This window comes from Mangrovibacterium sp., assembly GCF_041596335.1.
GTDB lineage: Bacteria > Bacteroidota > Bacteroidia > Bacteroidales > Prolixibacteraceae > Mangrovibacterium.
In genome coordinates, this window is sequence record NZ_JBFHIT010000052.1 from 16,577 (window position 1) to 33,234 (window position 16,658).

16 protein-coding genes are annotated in these 16,658 nt (G+C 41.3%); 9 read left to right on the forward strand and 7 right to left on the reverse strand.

All coding sequences use genetic code 11. The features are described from left to right. The first annotated feature begins 115 nt into the window (after window positions 1-115). The 6 genes from ABZD21_RS15635 to ABZD21_RS15660 all read left to right on the forward strand — a co-directional run bounded on the left by ABZD21_RS15635 (window position 116) and on the right by ABZD21_RS15660 (window position 5,895). The gene (locus tag ABZD21_RS15635) at window positions 116-1,378 is read left to right on the forward strand and encodes an MlaD family protein (RefSeq protein WP_372776017.1); all 1,263 of its coding nucleotides are present in this window, start codon (window positions 116-118) and stop codon (window positions 1,376-1,378) included. A 276-nt stretch (window positions 1,379-1,654) separates the two neighbouring features. Next, the gene (dnaA, locus tag ABZD21_RS15640) at window positions 1,655-3,082 is read left to right on the forward strand and encodes a chromosomal replication initiator protein DnaA (RefSeq protein ID WP_372776018.1); all 1,428 of its coding nucleotides are present in this window, start codon (window positions 1,655-1,657) and stop codon (window positions 3,080-3,082) included. 46 nt (window positions 3,083-3,128) lie between these two features. Then, window positions 3,129-3,728, forward strand: a complete 600-nt coding sequence (locus ABZD21_RS15645; RefSeq protein ID WP_372776019.1) for a YigZ family protein — start codon at window positions 3,129-3,131, stop codon at window positions 3,726-3,728. Between the two features lie 303 nt (window positions 3,729-4,031). Then, a complete protein-coding gene (gene pyrB / locus ABZD21_RS15650) occupies window positions 4,032-4,940 on the forward strand; it encodes an aspartate carbamoyltransferase (protein WP_372776020.1) in 909 nt (302 codons plus the stop codon). A 6-nt stretch (window positions 4,941-4,946) separates the two neighbouring features. After that, window positions 4,947-5,417, forward strand: coding sequence for an aspartate carbamoyltransferase regulatory subunit (pyrI, locus tag ABZD21_RS15655; RefSeq protein WP_372776021.1), 471 nt, complete (start codon window positions 4,947-4,949; stop codon window positions 5,415-5,417). Between the two features lie 31 nt (window positions 5,418-5,448). Beyond that, the gene (locus tag ABZD21_RS15660) at window positions 5,449-5,895 is read left to right on the forward strand and encodes a GAF domain-containing protein (RefSeq protein ID WP_372776022.1); all 447 of its coding nucleotides are present in this window, start codon (window positions 5,449-5,451) and stop codon (window positions 5,893-5,895) included. A 53-nt stretch (window positions 5,896-5,948) separates the two neighbouring features. Here ABZD21_RS15660 and ABZD21_RS15665 read toward each other — a convergent pair whose 3' ends face one another. The 7 genes from ABZD21_RS15665 to ABZD21_RS15695 all read right to left on the reverse strand — a co-directional run bounded on the left by ABZD21_RS15665 (window position 5,949) and on the right by ABZD21_RS15695 (window position 12,345). Next, window positions 5,949-6,347, reverse strand: coding sequence for an RNA-binding protein (locus ABZD21_RS15665; RefSeq protein WP_372776023.1), 399 nt, complete (start codon window positions 6,345-6,347; stop codon window positions 5,949-5,951). Between the two features lie 420 nt (window positions 6,348-6,767). Beyond that, entirely contained in the window at window positions 6,768-7,958 is a 1,191-nt protein-coding gene (locus tag ABZD21_RS15670; RefSeq protein ID WP_372776024.1) for a class I SAM-dependent rRNA methyltransferase, read from the reverse strand. Then, on the reverse strand, window positions 7,955-8,533 hold the full coding sequence (locus ABZD21_RS15675) for a 3'-5' exonuclease (protein ID WP_372776026.1): 579 nt from the start codon (window positions 8,531-8,533) through the stop codon (window positions 7,955-7,957). The genes ABZD21_RS15670 and ABZD21_RS15675 overlap by 4 nt, the downstream gene beginning before the upstream one ends. Window positions 8,534-8,606: 73 nt before the next feature. Then, a complete protein-coding gene (locus tag ABZD21_RS15680) occupies window positions 8,607-9,224 on the reverse strand; it encodes a DUF5063 domain-containing protein (RefSeq protein ID WP_372776027.1) in 618 nt (205 codons plus the stop codon). A 199-nt stretch (window positions 9,225-9,423) separates the two neighbouring features. After that, window positions 9,424-9,894 (reverse strand): heme-binding domain-containing protein, encoded by a 471-nt coding sequence (locus ABZD21_RS15685; RefSeq protein ID WP_372776028.1) that lies wholly within the window; start codon window positions 9,892-9,894, stop codon window positions 9,424-9,426. 43 nt (window positions 9,895-9,937) lie between these two features. Continuing rightward, the gene (locus tag ABZD21_RS15690; RefSeq protein ID WP_372776029.1) at window positions 9,938-10,330 is read right to left on the reverse strand and encodes a heme-binding domain-containing protein; all 393 of its coding nucleotides are present in this window, start codon (window positions 10,328-10,330) and stop codon (window positions 9,938-9,940) included. A gap of 113 nt (window positions 10,331-10,443) precedes the next feature. After that, window positions 10,444-12,345, reverse strand: a complete 1,902-nt coding sequence (locus ABZD21_RS15695; RefSeq protein ID WP_372776030.1) for an ATP-dependent DNA helicase RecQ — start codon at window positions 12,343-12,345, stop codon at window positions 10,444-10,446. Window positions 12,346-12,497: 152 nt separating this feature from the next. Between ABZD21_RS15695 and guaB the strand changes: the two genes are divergently transcribed. From guaB to ABZD21_RS15710, 3 genes are all read left to right on the forward strand, one after another. Then, window positions 12,498-13,973, forward strand: a complete 1,476-nt coding sequence (guaB, locus tag ABZD21_RS15700; protein ID WP_372776031.1) for an IMP dehydrogenase — start codon at window positions 12,498-12,500, stop codon at window positions 13,971-13,973. A 25-nt stretch (window positions 13,974-13,998) separates the two neighbouring features. Next, complete coding sequence (locus ABZD21_RS15705) at window positions 13,999-15,924, forward strand: peptidylprolyl isomerase (protein ID WP_372776032.1); 1,926 nt, start codon at window positions 13,999-14,001, stop codon at window positions 15,922-15,924. Beyond that, window positions 15,921-16,658, forward strand: a 738-nt coding sequence (locus ABZD21_RS15710) for a hypothetical protein (protein ID WP_372776033.1), incomplete at its 3' end; no start/stop codon positions are given. The genes ABZD21_RS15705 and ABZD21_RS15710, both read left to right, overlap by 4 nt.

A 16,658-nucleotide genomic window follows, 5' to 3' on the forward strand; every position in this document is an offset into this window, starting at 1 on the left:
TAGTTGTTTTCTACTTCGATGCTTAGTAATATTGTACGACAGATTTCTCGAAAAACCTCGTTCGAATGGGATCTTCGCGATAGAAATAGAATGTAATAAACTTAAAAATATTGAGATGAAAATTTCAAAATACACCAAACTCGGTCTATTAGTCATTTGCAGTATTGCCATTTTTATATGGGGAATAAATTACTTGAAAGGAACAGACTTTTTCAATACCAACACCACATATTACGCTGTTTACGACCGGGTGGACGGACTAATGAAATCGAGCTCAGTTACCTTGAACGGATATCAGGTGGGCCAGGTGAAAGACATTCGCTTTTCGGATAAAAATGATGGTTCACTAGTCGTAGCGTTCTCATTGGAAGGTGATTTTAGGATCCCGATCGGATCAGAAGCGCGGATCATCTCGAGCGACATCATGGGAACCCGTTCCATTAAACTGGAGATTAATCCAACAAATAGCTTTCATCAGGAATACGATACAATTCCGTCGAGTATTGAAGGTGATCTGAAAGAGCAAGTAAGCATGCAGGTATTGCCACTGAAAAACAAAGCGGAACAACTTTTGGCTTCACTCGACTCAGCCATTACGGTTATTACCTATGTTTTCAATCCTGAGGCACGAAAAAACCTATCTGAAAGTTTCGCCCATATTAACCAAACCATTTTTAATTTGGAAAACGCGTCGGCCGAGTTAAACTCACTTCTTCAATCTGAAAGCGGAAACATAGAGGGGATACTAGGCAGTCTAAACAAGTTGAGTTCATCTCTTGCAGAAAGCTCGGACGATTTCGCTTCCATAGCTGGGAATCTGGCTAATATTACCGACAGTATTTCATCTGTCGATCTGAAAATGTTGATGACGAATCTGGCCGAATCGTCGACAGGAATCAACCAAATAATTGGTAAAATTAATTCAAAAGAAGGGTCAGCGGGTCTTTTAGTCAATGATCCGGAATTATACCACAATCTCACTCAGCTTAGCTTAAGTATGGATTACCTGTTGAAGGATTTGCGGAATAACCCGAAACGTTACGTCCATTTCTCTGCGCTCGACCTGGGGAAAAGTATTTATATTAATCCGGACAAAAACTCAAATAAAACCAACTCTGCATTTATTTTCAAGGTTCATCTTATTTCCAGTCCGGAGCGACTTAATGTAAATAATTCCTTATTCACCGGTTTTTCAAAAGTTGAAGAAACGAAAGTTTCGGGTGTTTATAACTACTCGATCGGAAATACATCAGACATCCATGAATTGTATCCGATTTTTGAACAAGCAAAGAAGACATTTCCGGATGCGAGCATTATTGCCTTTAAAAACGGCCGACAAGTCAAGCTGGATAATGCTTTACGTAAAATCAACAACTAATTTGAATCATAATGTTTATTATTCGAATTCAGGCTAATCCCCTTTGTTCTCGCCACTTACAGACGACCACTCTCGTATCTACTTGACTGAGAGACAGTTGCACAGCATAAAAAAAAATCATTTTTTTAAGTAATTGAGTTTTACGCCCTTTATAATTATTCATAAAAAGTCAAGCGGATTTCCATTTTTTTTATACTTTTTTTTTAAACACTTTTGTTCTCGGGAAAAAAATAAAGGGAAATTTTTTGTTGAATTCTATTAATCGTGCTATTCAAAATGACTAATGATCATCTTGGTGTATGGGGGCGTTGTCTTAGTGTGATACGTGACAATGTTCCGGCTATAAGTTTTAAAACCTGGTTTGAGCCAATAGTGCCTCTGCATATTGACAAACAGGTATTGACCATTCAGGTACCGAGTCCGTTTTTTTACGAATACCTGGAAGAACAATACATTGATTTGTTGCGCAAGACTTTGCGCAAAGAGGTTGGCCACGAAGCAAAACTGGAGTATGTCGTGGTAATGGGGAATCAAGGAAATGCTCAACCCTACACCGTAAAGTATCCAACCAATAACAATCCAAAAATTCAGAATAAACCTCTCAATGTACCATTGAAGTCAGAAGGGAAGCCTTCTATTAAAAATCCGTTCATTATACCGGGGATCCAAAAACTACACGTTGATCCACAATTGAAATCGGATAATACTTTCGATAATTACGTTGAAGGAGAATGTAACAGTCTGGCTCGTGCCGCGGGATTTGCGGTGGCTCAAAATCCAGGTGGAACAGCGTTCAATCCATTGATGATTTTCGGTAATTCCGGCTTAGGGAAAACACACCTGGCTCACGCCATCGGCATTCAGGTTAAAGAGCAATTCCCTGACAAAGTGGTGCTTTATGTGAATGCGAATAAATTTCAAACTCAATATACAGAAGCCACTCGCAACAACAACCGAAACGATTTCCTGCATTTTTACCAAATGATTGACGTGCTGATTCTTGACGACGTACAGGAATTTGCAGGCAAAGAAAAAACGCAGGAAACATTCTTCCATATCTTCAACCACTTACATCAAAGTGGTAAGCAGCTTATTCTCACGTCAGACAAACCGCCTATCGAGCTGAAAGGAATGGAACAACGATTGCTTTCGCGCTTTAAGTGGGGTTTAACAGCCGAATTATCGGTACCCGATTTCGAAACCCGGATGGAAATCCTAAAGCGGAAAACCTATAAAGACGGCATTGAAATCAATGATGAAGTACTGGAATACATTGCCTCACATATTAGCAATAATGTTCGCGAATTAGAAGGTGCTCTGGTTTCACTGCTGGCGCAATCTACACTCAATAAAAAGGAAGTAACCATTGAGCTGGCAAGTGATATGGTAAACAAACTGGTGAAAAGTTCGAAACGTGAACTGTCTATCGACTATATATCAAAAGTAGTCTGTGACTATTTCAACTTACCGGTCGACCATTTACAAACCAAGACCCGAAAACGCGAAATCGTACAAGCCCGGCAGTTAGCCATGTACTTTTCGAAAAGCATGACTAAATCATCGCTTGCATCGATAGGATCACAAATCGGAAATAAAGATCACGCGACGGTACTTCATGCTTGCAAAACGGTCAACAACTTAATCGAAACCGACAAAAACTTCCGCAGTTTTGTCGATGAAATAGAGAAAAAATTGAAAATGTAATTATTCCGGCAGATCATTGTGATCTGCCTTTTTTTTAAGCTTAAAGATGAGCGATTCATATTTGACCATAGCCTCCCCGGCAGAAGGCCTGTTTAAGGATAAAGGAAGCAAATTTATCGCTTTCGCCTATCCTGTTGAAACAGAGGAAGAAATCAAAGAACACATTCAAAACTTAAAAAAAGAACACTATTCGGCGCGTCATCACTGTTACGCCTGGCGATTGGGAGCCGACAAACTCGCATTCCGGGCAAACGACGATGGCGAACCTTCCTCCACCGCCGGCAAGCCTATTCTGGGTCAAATACAACGGCTCGATTTGACAAACGTACTGATCGTGGTCGTTCGTTATTTTGGAGGAACATTACTTGGAGTCAGCGGGCTAATCAATGCCTATCGAGAAGCAGCAATTGCAGCGCTTGAACAGGCGGAAATTGTGGAGCAACTGGTGGAAACTCAGTTCTGGGTCGAATTCGATTATTTGAACATGAATTCAGTGATGAAAATATTCAAGGATGAGAACCTTCCCCAAAAGAAAACAGATTTTGACTTAAGATGCCGAATCAAATCGTCCATCCGCGAAAGTGAATCACAGCGTATTTTCGAGCTCCTAAAAAAAATTGAAGGAGTTCGAATAGCACTCGTATAACCGATTAAATAAATGTTAGTAAGTCCTTGATAAATCATGCCCAAAATCATGATTAGATTGCCTCTAGCTCTTTAAATTTGTGTTTTAATGAGAAGCCTGCTTAATCGATATGATTTTCCCTTGAATGGTATCCTTTTTTCCATTCATTTTTCATTTTTCCCATTCTATAACAACAGATTAAGCACTTATTTAAAGCAACTTAGATCATCAAGAAATTCAACATCTTTTAGAAAGCCAACAGCGACATTTATTCCTGTTGGTTTTTTTATGGCCGCGTGTCAAATAATAAAATAAACACGATATATGAAGAAAGATTTAATCTCCATTATGGACTACTCGAAGGAGGAATACCTTCGGATCATGGAACTGGCTGCAGATTTCGAGCGAAATCCCAATCAAAAACTTTTGGAAGGGAAAGTTGTTGCGTCCTTGTTTTTTGAGCCATCAACACGTACCCGACTGAGTTTCGAGACCGCCATCAACCGTTTGGGCGGACGTATCATCGGATTTTCCGATTCGAATTCTTCAAGCGTAACAAAAGGAGAAACATTGCACGATACGATTCGCATGGTCTCGAATTACGCTGATTTGATTGTGATGCGGCATCCTTTGGAAGGAAGTGCACGTTATGCTGCTGAATTATCGTCTGTGCCCATTATTAATGCCGGCGATGGTGCAAACCAGCATCCAACACAAACACTGTTGGATATGTATTCAATCATCAAAACGCAGGGCAAACTCGATGACCTGAATATTTTCATGGTCGGTGACTTAAAGTACGGGCGAACAGTGCACTCGTTATTGATGGCCATGTCGCAATTCAACAACCCAATCTTTAACTTCATCGCGCCCGACGAATTACAGATACCTGAAGAGTATAAAATTTATCTCCGCGAAAAAGGAATCCGTTTTTTCGAACATAGCGAATTCACCGATATCATTTCCGAAGCCGACATTGTGTATATGACACGAGTTCAGAAAGAGCGTTTTTCCGATCCAATTGAATACGAACAGGTTAAAAATGTGTACATTCTGCGCAATAGCATGCTGGCAAACACAAAACCCAATATGCGTATCTTACATCCGCTTCCACGGGTGAATGAGATCCATACCGATGTCGACAAAAACGAAAAAGCCTACTATTTTGAGCAAGCCCGAAATGGAGTATATGCTCGTGAAGCGATTATCGCCCACTCGTTAAATTTAAAATAAGCAGCCATGACCGACAAAATAAAAAAGAAACTGAAACTGAAAGTAAGTGCCATCAGTGAAGGCACCGTAATCGATCATATCCCTTCAGAAAACCTTTTTAAAGTAATTTCAATTCTGGAACTCGACAAAACCAGTAACATGATTACTTTCGGTGCAAATCTGGACAGCGATAAACAAGGAACAAAGGCTATCATAAAGGTGTCGAACCAGTTTTTTGCCAAAGATGATATTAACCGGATTGCTCTCATAGCGCCCAATGCAAAACTAAATATCATTCGCGATTATGAGGTCGTGGAGAAAAAAGTTGTTGAAGTACCCGATCAAGTCGTTGGGATTGTGAAATGCTTCAATCCGAAATGTATTACCAATAATGAAGCCGTGCTCACTTCATTTAAAGTGGTTGGTAAAAATCCATTGGCCTTAAAATGCCGATACTGCGAGAAAATTACACACGAGCAACAAATGGTTATTAAATAACAGAAAGACAGTTTAAACAGGAGAATTGAGAATGAAAAAAGAATTTACCCACTGCCTGGAGCAGATCAAACTTCTGACTTCTAAAAAGCCAAACGATTTGCTTTTTCAAGTTTGCAAGCTGCTAAAAGAAGATATCTACCACTACGATTGGGTTGGATTTTACAAACTGGAAAATGGTGAATTAGTTTTGGGGCCATACGTCGGAAAACCTACTGAACATACGCATATCGCCGTTGGAAAAGGGATTTGTGGTCAAGTCGCGGAGCGCTGTGAAACAATGATTGTGCAAGACGTGACACAGGTTGAAAACTATATTTCGTGCGGTCTGGAAGTCCAGTCTGAAATTGTAGTTCCAGTGATAAAAGCCGGAAAATTTGTTGCAGAGCTGGATATCGACAGCCATTCGCCGGCTCCATTCACCAACGACGACCAGCTGTTTCTGGAACAAGTATGCCACTTACTTACCGAAGAGTTTTAACAAAAAAAAGTTAGCCGGGAAATCCCGGCTAACAATAGTATTTTTTTTACATCCTAGTAACGGTCGCGTCTTTGTGGACGGCCACCATCACGATCTCTGTTGAAGCGATCGCCACCGCCTCCTTGGTTTCTTGGGAAACGATCGCCACCACCGAAATTCCGGTTGTAACCACCACCGCCGCCTTCACGACGAGAATTAAATCCTGTGTTCTCGCGAGGTTTAGCCTCATTCACTTTGATATTTCTACCTTGAACGTCCGCTCCATCTAATTTTTCAATGGCTGCTGTACCTTCTTGGTCATCCGCCATTTCAACGAAACCAAATCCTTTTGCACGGCCGGTTTCACGGTCTTTTACTAGTTTTACTGAAACAACTTCTCCGAATTGACCAAACAATTCTGAAATTTCTTCTTCTGAAAGATTGTAGCTTAAATTACCTACGTAAATGTTCATAATCTGAGAAAATAAAATTAAAATAACTAAAAAACACATTAGGTAAGTTCATGGAATTTTCGGAGCGGAGATTGTTTTTTTATAGCAAAATAAAATCACTAAAACCTAAAAGCGATGACCCTACCTCAATAATACATTGGTTCAAAGAAACTGGTCATGAAAGTAACTTTTAACATCGAAGGTAGGATACCTTCCCGCTCAATGATTACAAGTCATTACACCATAGCTGAATACAAATTTACAGATAGTTTTGGATTGACAAGCAGCAGGATTGTATTTTTTGTTGTTATTAACCAGAATTAAACAAGATAAAACAAACATGCTGTTCCAATCACCAACTCGATTAGAAAACAGCTTTCAGCAACATGTGAGTGCCATCAGACAATTAAAAACCAAATTATTTGCTGATGAAATAATTTATTAATCGACATACAATACTAAGCCTTTTAAATATTCACCCTCAGGATGATAGATATTAACCGGATGATCGGCAGGCTGGGTCAACTGATGTAGTATCCGCACTTTACGTCCTGAAATTGCTGCTCCGGAAAATACAGCTTCGCGGAATTTATCTTTTGAAACTACTTGTGAACAACTGAATGTAAAAACGATTCCTCCTGACCGAACTTGCTCAAATGCCCTGGCATTTAGTCGTTTGTATGCTTGTAATGCTTGATGCAAGGCATTTCGGTGTTTGGCAAATGCCGGTGGATCGAGAATGATCAGATCATATTTATCTTTGATATCACGCATAAAATCAAATGCATCTGCCACAAAAGCTTCGTGGCGGGCATCGTTGGGATAATTCAGTTCCACATTTGTTCGGGTCAATTCGATTGCTTTTGCCGAGGCATCAACCGAGTGAACTGTTTGAGCTCCACCCTGCAGGGCACAGAAAGAAAACCCTCCGCTGTAGCAAAACATATTCAATACATCTCGCCCTTTTGAGTATTCCTTCACCAAATGACGGTTCTCTCGCTGATCGACGAAAAATCCGGTTTTCTGCCCGTCGACCCAATCAACCTGAAATCGATTACCATATTCAGCAACGATTGTAGGAGCTGATTCTCCCAGCAAATACCCATTAACCGGCTCAATATCCGCTTTAAACGGAAGGGTCTTTTCGCTTTTGTCGTAAACAGCAACGAGTTGCTCTCCCATCAGTTCCTTCAACAAAACCGACAGTTCATGTCGTATTAAATACATTCCGACAGTATGTGCCTGATAAACAGCCGTACCATTGTAGAAGTCGACGATTAGACCGGGCAATCCATCTCCCTCACCGTGAACCAACCGAAATACATTCGTATGCTCGTTGTTCAATAATCCCAGCGAAGAGCGCAGGTTTAGCGCTTCCTGTAATCGGCCCAACCAAAAATTCCGATCAATCAATTGATCGGTAAAACTGAGAATGCGCACGGCGATCGATCCAATTTGAAAGTGACCAATCCCAAGGAATTCATTGTTGTTTGAAACCACCCTTACCAGATCACCCTCTTTCACTTCGTCTGATATTTTCTTAATCGCACCCGAAAATACCCACGGATGAAATCGTTTCAGAGATTGTTCTTTTCCTTTATTTAGAACAATGGTTGCGCTTATATTTGTCATGATTGAGCTTCTATTAATGATTGGAAAATTTCGTGGCCGATCCAGGCATCGGTTGCCGCATATGTTTGCTGACCTTCGGTAAGAACATCTGATTCCCAATTCGTCAGCCGTTGCGATTTTGAAATACGAACACCTAAAACAATACCCGCGATCTTTTTCAAACTAAAATCCTGGATGCCGTATCCCTTCACCTTATCCTGCAATTCAACAAATCCACCAGCTTTGAAATGACTTAAACGTTGAAGAGCTTTCACGTCATCGCGGATGGCCACTCCTACTTTAAGAATGTTCGGGTCGGACAGAACACTTTTCACTTCGTCCGGAAGGCCTATTTTGTGCAGTTGAAATAGAAACGCACGGTCGGCTGTTGACAACTGCAACAGCGCCACTTTATTGATCTGACCTCGTTTAAAGGAAGGCTTTGTTTCGGTGTCGAATCCCAAAACTTCTGCCTTTCTCAAATATTCAACCACTTCCTCTAATTGTTCGTGCCTGTTGACGACAAGTATCTCACCTTCAAATGATTTTGAAGGTAGGTCATCCAACTCCTCTTTTGTTATACTCTCCTGAAACATCTATTCTTGCTCGTAATTTATTAAACTCATCTATTCGATGGAAACTCCGTTCATCGCTTTTATCCTAAAACGATCAGGCAATCGGATCGTTAAATAAGTTATTCAGCCAAGACGGCTTGCTATTTCCTTCTTCCTCGTCTGAAGGCAGTTTTAGTTTCTCGTCGAAATCGACATCACTGTAAACCAACGTATGGATCGCACGCAAACCATTAACTAATTTTTGTCCCCAATAATTCTTAAAATTCTCGATACACTCCCATAGCGCTTCTTGCATAACCATTTCGTCGCCTGTGCGATACGAGAGTACAAAATCCTTCAAATCCTGATAAATATCGATCAGGTTTTCTGAAATACTCGAGGTCAGCGGAGCTTCGCTAAACTGCATATCCTGATCAAAAACTTCCTGGTAATCATCATGTCCACCCAATCGATTCATGATTCGCTGCTGTAGGTAATTGTAATCTACTTCACTGACGAATTTTTCCAGAACTAATTCTTCCGAACTTTCAAACTCAGGCAACAAAGTCGTTTTCAAATACACTAAAGGCAAAATTTTCTGCGCTTTTCCGAGCATCTCTTTAGGGTCCAACACTCCGGCTGTTTCAATAAACTTACAGTATTCATTTGCAACAGTAACGAATTCGACAACTTGCTTTGAGTACACCAACTGATTAAATTGCTCTTCTGACATTGTTTTAAGATATATCCCGCAAAAGTAATAAGTTTTAGCTTAACAATGCGATTTTAATCCATTGCTTCTGTTAGGATGTCAGAAGATGCCCGGAATTTGGGATACAATAAAAGTGAATTGGGATACCAGCCCTGCAAACAGGCATTTTCCAGGGCGACAATTTTAAAAATCTCTCAAATGTATCACGGTTAGGAAGCCCTTACTCAAACGCCTTTAGCAACAACAATTCCTGATAGGCTACAATCCAATCATACAGCGAGTCTTTTTGAGCGGCGCTTAGACGAGCTTCATGATGAACCAACGTATACGATTTTAACGGCATCTCGCCTTCTTCAACCTCCTTCTTCATATCTTCCAATAAGCTAACCTGATCGATTGCAGAGATCGATTCCCAGGTCGAAAAGTTTAACTCGCGTTTTCCTTCCCGAATATGATTGGCAACGAACCAGGAAACAGGCGCTGCCTGATGGTACCACTTGTAGTTTGTATAATCAGAGTGGCAATCCAAACAGGCATTTTGCAAAACCGTCTGCACATTTATTGGTATCTCCGATTGCCGAAACAGGTGATTTTCGGTAGGCTCTCCTAAATTTTTGGCAGGCTGTACAAACTGTATTGCAACAAGCACAACAACAGCAAAAATCGATACTGGTTTCAAAAATCGTTTCATAGTAAAATCGGAGCTAGAGTTATACCTGAAAATGCTGATTCGTTTATTTCTGCAACAAAGCCTTCGATTCTGTTTTGACCCAATCAATCAAAAGCGACGACTCTTCTTTTGACAGAGCAGCTTCGGGATGTTTCACAATCAATTTTTGAGGAGGCATATTTTCTTCAATAATCTCCTTTTTCACCTCGTTCAGCGCGGCAATTTTCTGAATATCGCTTAAGCTGCTAAACGTACTAAAATTGAATCCCCGCTTGGCTTTATCACTTTTGGCAGCATCGTTATGACAGTCAAAACACTTACTGACAAAAGCTTTCTTCACCGGTGCAGGCATCGGATAGGCAATCTTCTCATCGTCGGCGCCAAAACCGGCAGATGCTGTGTTTGAAACCACTAAAAGTGCAAATACGAGGGCTGTTGTGGCAATAGGATTCTTCATATTTTAAAAGCAATTTTGATGATGATTTTTTTGAACAAAAACGATACTAAAAGAACTCCTGTAAACACTTTTTGTTTAACCAACTTCCAATAATTCTATCAACCAGCATTTAACTACTTCACCCATTCCAGACAATTGTCTATTCGGTGGACAATTTTACCGTTCTCAATCAACCAACGAATCACCCGAATCAACTCATCTTCATTTTTATCCAATTTGAAAATTAAATCCTCAAAAAGGCAAGGCTCCTCCAATAATTCCTGCAACTTCGAACTAATCTGTTCCAGCTCTAATTGACTCAATCCAAACTGGTTTTGTTCGGTACAAATGTCGCACTTACCACATCTCACCGAGGTTTTCTCACCAAAATACTCCAACAGAATCTGGCTCCGGCATTTCAGCTTCCCGAAAGAATAATTCAACATTGCATCAATACGTTCCTTATAGTCCTTTCGGCGATCCTCGTAATTCTCTTTCGAAATCTTCAGTCGCTCGGCTTCTAATCGCTCCCGGTTAAAAATGATATAGGGCGTTTTTTTTCGGGGAATGTAGTGAATGATTTTGTTCGAACTCAAATGGATTAAAAAGCGAGAAACAGCCTCAACTGGGATGTTCGCCCGTTTAGCCAGCAAATCTTCGTCAATTCCAACATAATTTGTGAATAAAGCAGAATACGAACGAAGCAACAGTTTTACAAAACCATCCATATTGGCATTGGCTACCTGAAACCGATACAATTCATCTCGTCCTACAATAAAATGAACACGAGACGGATTATCGAGTTCTTCGGTCAGCTCCAGGTAGCCTTCGCGCTGCAAAATTTTCAGACTACTTAAAACCACTTGAATTTGCATATTGTAACGACTGGCAAAGTCTCCGATTTTAAAATCCAAAATCCGATCCTTTCCAAAGCCAATGGCCAATTGAAAATAATTGCCCAGAGCCTGATAAACCCGTCGAATTACATCGACTGGAGGAAACGATTTTTCAACCTGCTTTTTCAATGCCAGCTGATCCGATTTTGCTGCAATTAAAACAGCGAATGCCCTTTTTTCATCGCGCCCTGCTCGACCTGCTTCCTGAAAATAAGCTTCGGGTGAATCGGGTGGCCCCATGTGGATCACGAATCGAACATCGGGTTTATCAATCCCCATTCCGAAGGCATTGGTTGCCACAATAACCCGGGTTTTTCCACTTTTCCAGTCTTCCTGCTTCTGTGCCCGGCTGGCAGCGGTTAATCCCGCGTGATAAAAATCAACTGAAACCCTATTTTGCCGCAAATAATCGGCTATCTCACGTGTCAGTTTCCGGCTCCGCACATATACTATTCCGGTACCTTTTGCCCGTTGAACAGATTGCAACAAGTATTGCATTTTATCTTCACGCGAGCGAACCAGATAAGTCAGATTATCGCGAAAGAAACTTTTCTGAAGAACGTTTTCTTCCTTAAATTGAAGTTGTTGCTGAATATCTTTCACAACCTTAGGAGTGGCTGTAGCTGTAAGAGCCAACAGAGGCACATCCGGAATCAAAGCCCGCAATTCTTTTATCCGCAAATAAGATGGACGAAAATCGTAGCCCCATTGCGAAATACAATGCGCTTCATCCACCGCGATCAAATTGATTTGCATTTGTGGCAAACGCTCCTTGAAACGATCTGTAGCAACCCGTTCAGGAGAAAGGTATAAGAATTTGTAATCGCCCCAGGCAGCACTGTCAAATGCCATCCTCACCTCCTGAGGGCTCATACCCGAATGAATCGCCAGTGCTTTGATTCCCCGCTGATTCAGGTTTTCCACCTGGTCTTTCATCAACGAGATCAAAGGCGTAATTACCAAGCAAATACCAGGCTTCGACAAACTAAACACCTGAAATGTAACCGATTTCCCGCCTCCTGTCGGCATCAGCCCTAAGGTGTCTTTTCCGGCGGCAACCGAGTCAATAATTTCCTCCTGTAGCGGCCTGAAATTGGCATAGCCCCAATGTTTTAGAAGTATGTTCCGAAATGTTGTCACCCTATAAATTTGATTTCCTGAATGATTACTAAGGCCGAGATAAATTCGAGGAAATTTATGTTTTTTATCCCGCTACTGCAAATTGCAAATAAAGTTAATATCCGTTTATTTTTTGTAGTTTTGAGATCTTCACACATCTAAAAATAATGACAATGCCATTTTTTGCGGACAAAGTAATTTCTGAGGGATTGACATTCGATGATGTTCTCATAATCCCGGCGTATTCAGAGGTTCTTCCACGTGAAGTGAACCTCAGTTCCTGGTTTACCCGATCAATCAAATTAAACACACCGATAGTTACTGCTGCGATGGATACAGTTACCGAAGCCCCTATGGCGATTGCCATTGCGCGCGAAGGAGGGATCGGTGTCATTCATAAAAACATGAGTATTGAGGAGCAAGCCAGGCAAGTTATCTCCGTAAAACGAGCTGAAAACGGGATGATTTATGATCCGATTACCATTGAAAAAGAAAAGAAAGTTCAGGACGCGCTGGATTTAATGAGGATTTATAAAATTGGAGGAATACCAGTGGTTGACCATGAGCGAAAACTAGTTGGCATTGTGACCAACCGGGATCTTCGTTTCGAGTCGGATATGGCAAAGCCAATCGCCGAGGTAATGACTTCAAAAAACCTGATATACACAACCGAATCAACAGACTTATTAAAGGCGGCGGAAATTCTTCAAAAGCATAAAATTGAAAAATTACCAGTCGTCGATAAGCATAATCAGCTCATCGGATTAGTCACCTATAAAGATATTACCAAAGCGAAAGATAAACCACTAGCCTGCAAAGATGCCAAAGGGAGACTGCGGGTTGCTGCCGGTGTTGGAATTACTGCCGACACATTCGACCGAATTGATGAATTAGTGAAAGCACAGGTCGATGCCATTGTTATCGATACAGCTCACGGCCATTCGAAAGGAGTGCTCGATATTTTGCGCCGGGCTAAAAGCAAATATCCGGAAATGGAGTTTGTTGCCGGAAATATTGCGACTGCAGAAGCAGCAACCGATCTGGTATTAGCCGGAGCTGATGCTGTAAAAGTTGGAATCGGGCCCGGATCAATCTGCACAACCCGGGTTGTTGCGGGTGTAGGCATACCACAACTATCGGCCATTTACAACGTTTCAAAAGCTTTAAAACACAGCAAAATACCAGTCATCGCCGATGGTGGAATCCGCTATTCGGGCGACATTGTTAAAGCCCTTGCCGCCGGGGCAAGTTCAATCATGGCCGGATCGTTATTCGCCGGTGTAGACGAATCGCCCGGAGAGACCATAATTTTTCAAGGTAGAAAATTTAAGGCATACCGGGGAATGGGCTCTCTCGAAGCCATGCAAGCCGGATCGAAAGACCGTTATTTTCAGGATGCTGAGGAAGATATGACCAAATTGGTGCCCGAGGGTATTGCAGCACGTGTGCCATTCAAAGGCTCGTTATATGAGGTAATGCACCAACTTATTGGCGGACTTCGTTCAGGTATGGGGTATTGCGGAGCTCGTAATCTGGAAGAACTGAAACAGGCCAAATTCACTCGCATTACCAATAACGGAGTTCAGGAAAGTCATCCGCACGATGTAGCCATCACCCGCGAGTCTCCGAACTACAGTTCGCGGTTTTAAGTTCATTACATTTAAGCGTGTTAAGTTGAAAAAGTACATTATAAATCTGTGTCTCTGGTCTGTTGTCATGGCCAGTTCTGTAGCTGCGTTTGGCCAGTCCAAAAACCAAGCGCTATTAACGATCGGAAACGAATCAATCTCGAAGGAAGAATTTGTTCGTCTGTACAAAAAAAACAATCAAAATTTGCTTGACGATTCGTTACGCAAATCGCCCACCGAGTATATAGATCTTTTCATTAACTATAAACTGAAAGTAAAGCAAGCCGAAGATCTGGGCCTGGATACGCTCAAAAGCTTTCAAAATGAATTTCTGGAATACAGAAACCAGCTGGCCAAGCCCTATCTGAGTAATTCGACTATAACTGACGAAGCGTTGATGGAAGCCTACAGACGAATGAAATCGGAAGTGAAAGCCAGCCATATTTTAATCCGACTTGCACCGGACGCCAATCAGCAGGCACAAGATGCAGCCTATGACCAATGCCTAAAAATCAGAGATCAAGCAATTAAAGGCGTCGATTTCGCTCAATTGGCCCGTCAGTATTCCGAAGACCCTTCGGCAGCAAAAAATGGCGGATTACTAGGCTATTTTTCAGCATTCCAAATGGTTCCCGAGTTCGAAGAAGCTGCCTTCAATCTGAAAACAGGAGAAATTTCGATGCCTGTGCGTTCTGATTTTGGCTTTCACCTCATTTTAGTGCATGATAAACGCGACAACACAGGACAGCTACAAGTAGCCCACATTATGAAACGCCTGCCCAAAGTAGCTGTAGATAAAGATGTTGAATCAGCAAAAAATGAAATCGACAGTTTAAAAAAACTTTTAGATACAGGAACTGATTTTGCCGCTTTGGCCAGACGTTTTTCCGATGACAAACAGAGTGCTGCAAATGGCGGCGTTCTTCCTTGGTTTTCAAATTCAAGTATGATGCCTGAATTCGCTGATCCGGCTTTTGCATTGCAACAAATCGGCGATATATCTCCGGTAATCCGCACACCTTATGGTTTTCATCTGATTCAACTTATCGGCAAAAAGCCTGTGCCCGATTTTGACGAACTAAAGCCTTTTATAACCGAAAAGCTAAAGAGTAACCCAATAGTTACAAAAAAGAAGCAAGCTGAATTTATTGAGCACTTAAAAGCGGAATACAATTTCAAAGAAGATACGAGCTTACGCAACCAACTTTTAAAACATGTTGAGGCGCAAGATACCTCTTATGGTTCTTGGCAAAATGAAAATCTGATGCAAATTGGTTCTCAAACCTATCAACCGACCGATTTTATGAAATATGCCGGGAACCGAAAGAAATCGGCAAGCTCGGAGCAATTATACGCAGAGTTTGTATCCGACATGTTGCTTGAAACAGAAAACAGAAATCTGGAGACAAAATACCCGGAGTTCCGCTATCTCATTCAGGAATATCACGACGGGATCTTGCTTTTCAACCTTTCGGAAGAAACGATATGGAATACAGCCGGCCAGGATTCAGTTGGCCTTCTGGCATTTTACGAAAAAAACAAGGATCTATTTAAATGGGATTCCCGCTTCGACGGATGGGTTATTCAATGTAACAATCAAGATGTTCGAGATTATATTGAGGGCATATTCGCGGAGGATGCCAACATCGCAAAAGGCGAATTAACCGATCTTCTGAAATTAAACGATGCAAATCAAGCGTTTATTCAAAAAGGTATTTTTGCTCGTGGCGATAACAACATTGTTGACTATTTAGTCTGGCATGCACCAAAACCGCAAAACTTCAACGACAGCCTACATTTTGTGCGGGGCAACCTTATTCCACCGACACCGAAAAAGCTCGAAGAGGCTCGTGGTCAGTATCTTTCGGCCTACCAGGATGAACTGGAGAAACAATGGATTCTTGACCTTCGGAAAAAATATCCGGTCCGTGTTAATAAAAAAGTATTGAAAACAATTGAACCTGTAAAATGATAAACAAACTGTTTTACTTGCTTTTGGTAAGTATAACCCTCAGTGCCTGCGAACCTAAAGCAGACAAAAAAACACCTGTTGCAAAAGTTGGAGAAAGTTACCTGTATCTGGAAGATTTATCCCAAATCATTCCACCCAACCTAAAAAATGCCGACAGTACCTTGTGGGTCGATGATTTTATCCGCAAATGGATTCAAAACGAATTGGTTATTCTAAATGCCGAGCAAAACCTGAGCGACGAGCAAAAAAACGTCACCCAGGAGTTGAAAGAATACCGAAACTCATTGATTACTTATCGGTATAAAAAAGAGCTAATGGCTCAGAAAATGGACACAGTCATCATTGACTCTGATGTATTGGCCTATTACAACTTACATCTAAGTCGTTACAAGCTGAATGATAACATTGTGAAAGCTGTCTATCTAAAAATTCCGCTGGAACTTGCCAACCCGGAAATCATCAAAAGCTTATGCGACGATGACGACCTACAGCAACTGAATCAACTAAATGAGTATGGAATTCAATATGCCAAAGTTTATGACCGCTTCGACGATGAATGGGTAAGCTGGCAAACTATTCAGAGCCTGATCCCCGATGAAATTAACATAGAACAACAAATTTTAAGAAGAAACAAGATCATTGAAAGCAGCGATACAGATTATTATTACTTTATTTGTATCCGTAATTTTCGGCAGCAAGGTGAAAATGCTCCGGTGGAATTTGTCAGCTCCGAA

Bases quoted from the DNA above. Each gene is read 5' to 3' on its own strand.
- ABZD21_RS15635 (WP_372776017.1), top strand. From the start codon at position 116: ATGAAAATTTCAAAATACACCAAACTCGGTCTATTAGTCATTTGCAGT.
- dnaA (WP_372776018.1), top strand. From the start codon at position 1,655: ATGACTAATGATCATCTTGGTGTATGGGGGCGTTGTCTTAGTGTGATA.
- ABZD21_RS15645 (WP_372776019.1), top strand. From the start codon at position 3,129: ATGAGCGATTCATATTTGACCATAGCCTCCCCGGCAGAAGGCCTGTTT.
- pyrB (WP_372776020.1), top strand. From the start codon at position 4,032: ATGAAGAAAGATTTAATCTCCATTATGGACTACTCGAAGGAGGAATAC.
- pyrI (WP_372776021.1), top strand. From the start codon at position 4,947: ATGACCGACAAAATAAAAAAGAAACTGAAACTGAAAGTAAGTGCCATC.
- ABZD21_RS15660 (WP_372776022.1), top strand. From the start codon at position 5,449: ATGAAAAAAGAATTTACCCACTGCCTGGAGCAGATCAAACTTCTGACT.
- ABZD21_RS15665 (WP_372776023.1), bottom strand. From the start codon at position 6,347: ATGAACATTTACGTAGGTAATTTAAGCTACAATCTTTCAGAAGAAGAA.
- ABZD21_RS15670 (WP_372776024.1), bottom strand. From the start codon at position 7,958: ATGACAAATATAAGCGCAACCATTGTTCTAAATAAAGGAAAAGAACAA.
- ABZD21_RS15675 (WP_372776026.1), bottom strand. From the start codon at position 8,533: ATGTTTCAGGAGAGTATAACAAAAGAGGAGTTGGATGACCTACCTTCA.
- ABZD21_RS15680 (WP_372776027.1), bottom strand. From the start codon at position 9,224: ATGTCAGAAGAGCAATTTAATCAGTTGGTGTACTCAAAGCAAGTTGTC.
- ABZD21_RS15685 (WP_372776028.1), bottom strand. From the start codon at position 9,894: ATGAAACGATTTTTGAAACCAGTATCGATTTTTGCTGTTGTTGTGCTT.
- ABZD21_RS15690 (WP_372776029.1), bottom strand. From the start codon at position 10,330: ATGAAGAATCCTATTGCCACAACAGCCCTCGTATTTGCACTTTTAGTG.
- guaB (WP_372776031.1), top strand. From the start codon at position 12,498: ATGCCATTTTTTGCGGACAAAGTAATTTCTGAGGGATTGACATTCGAT.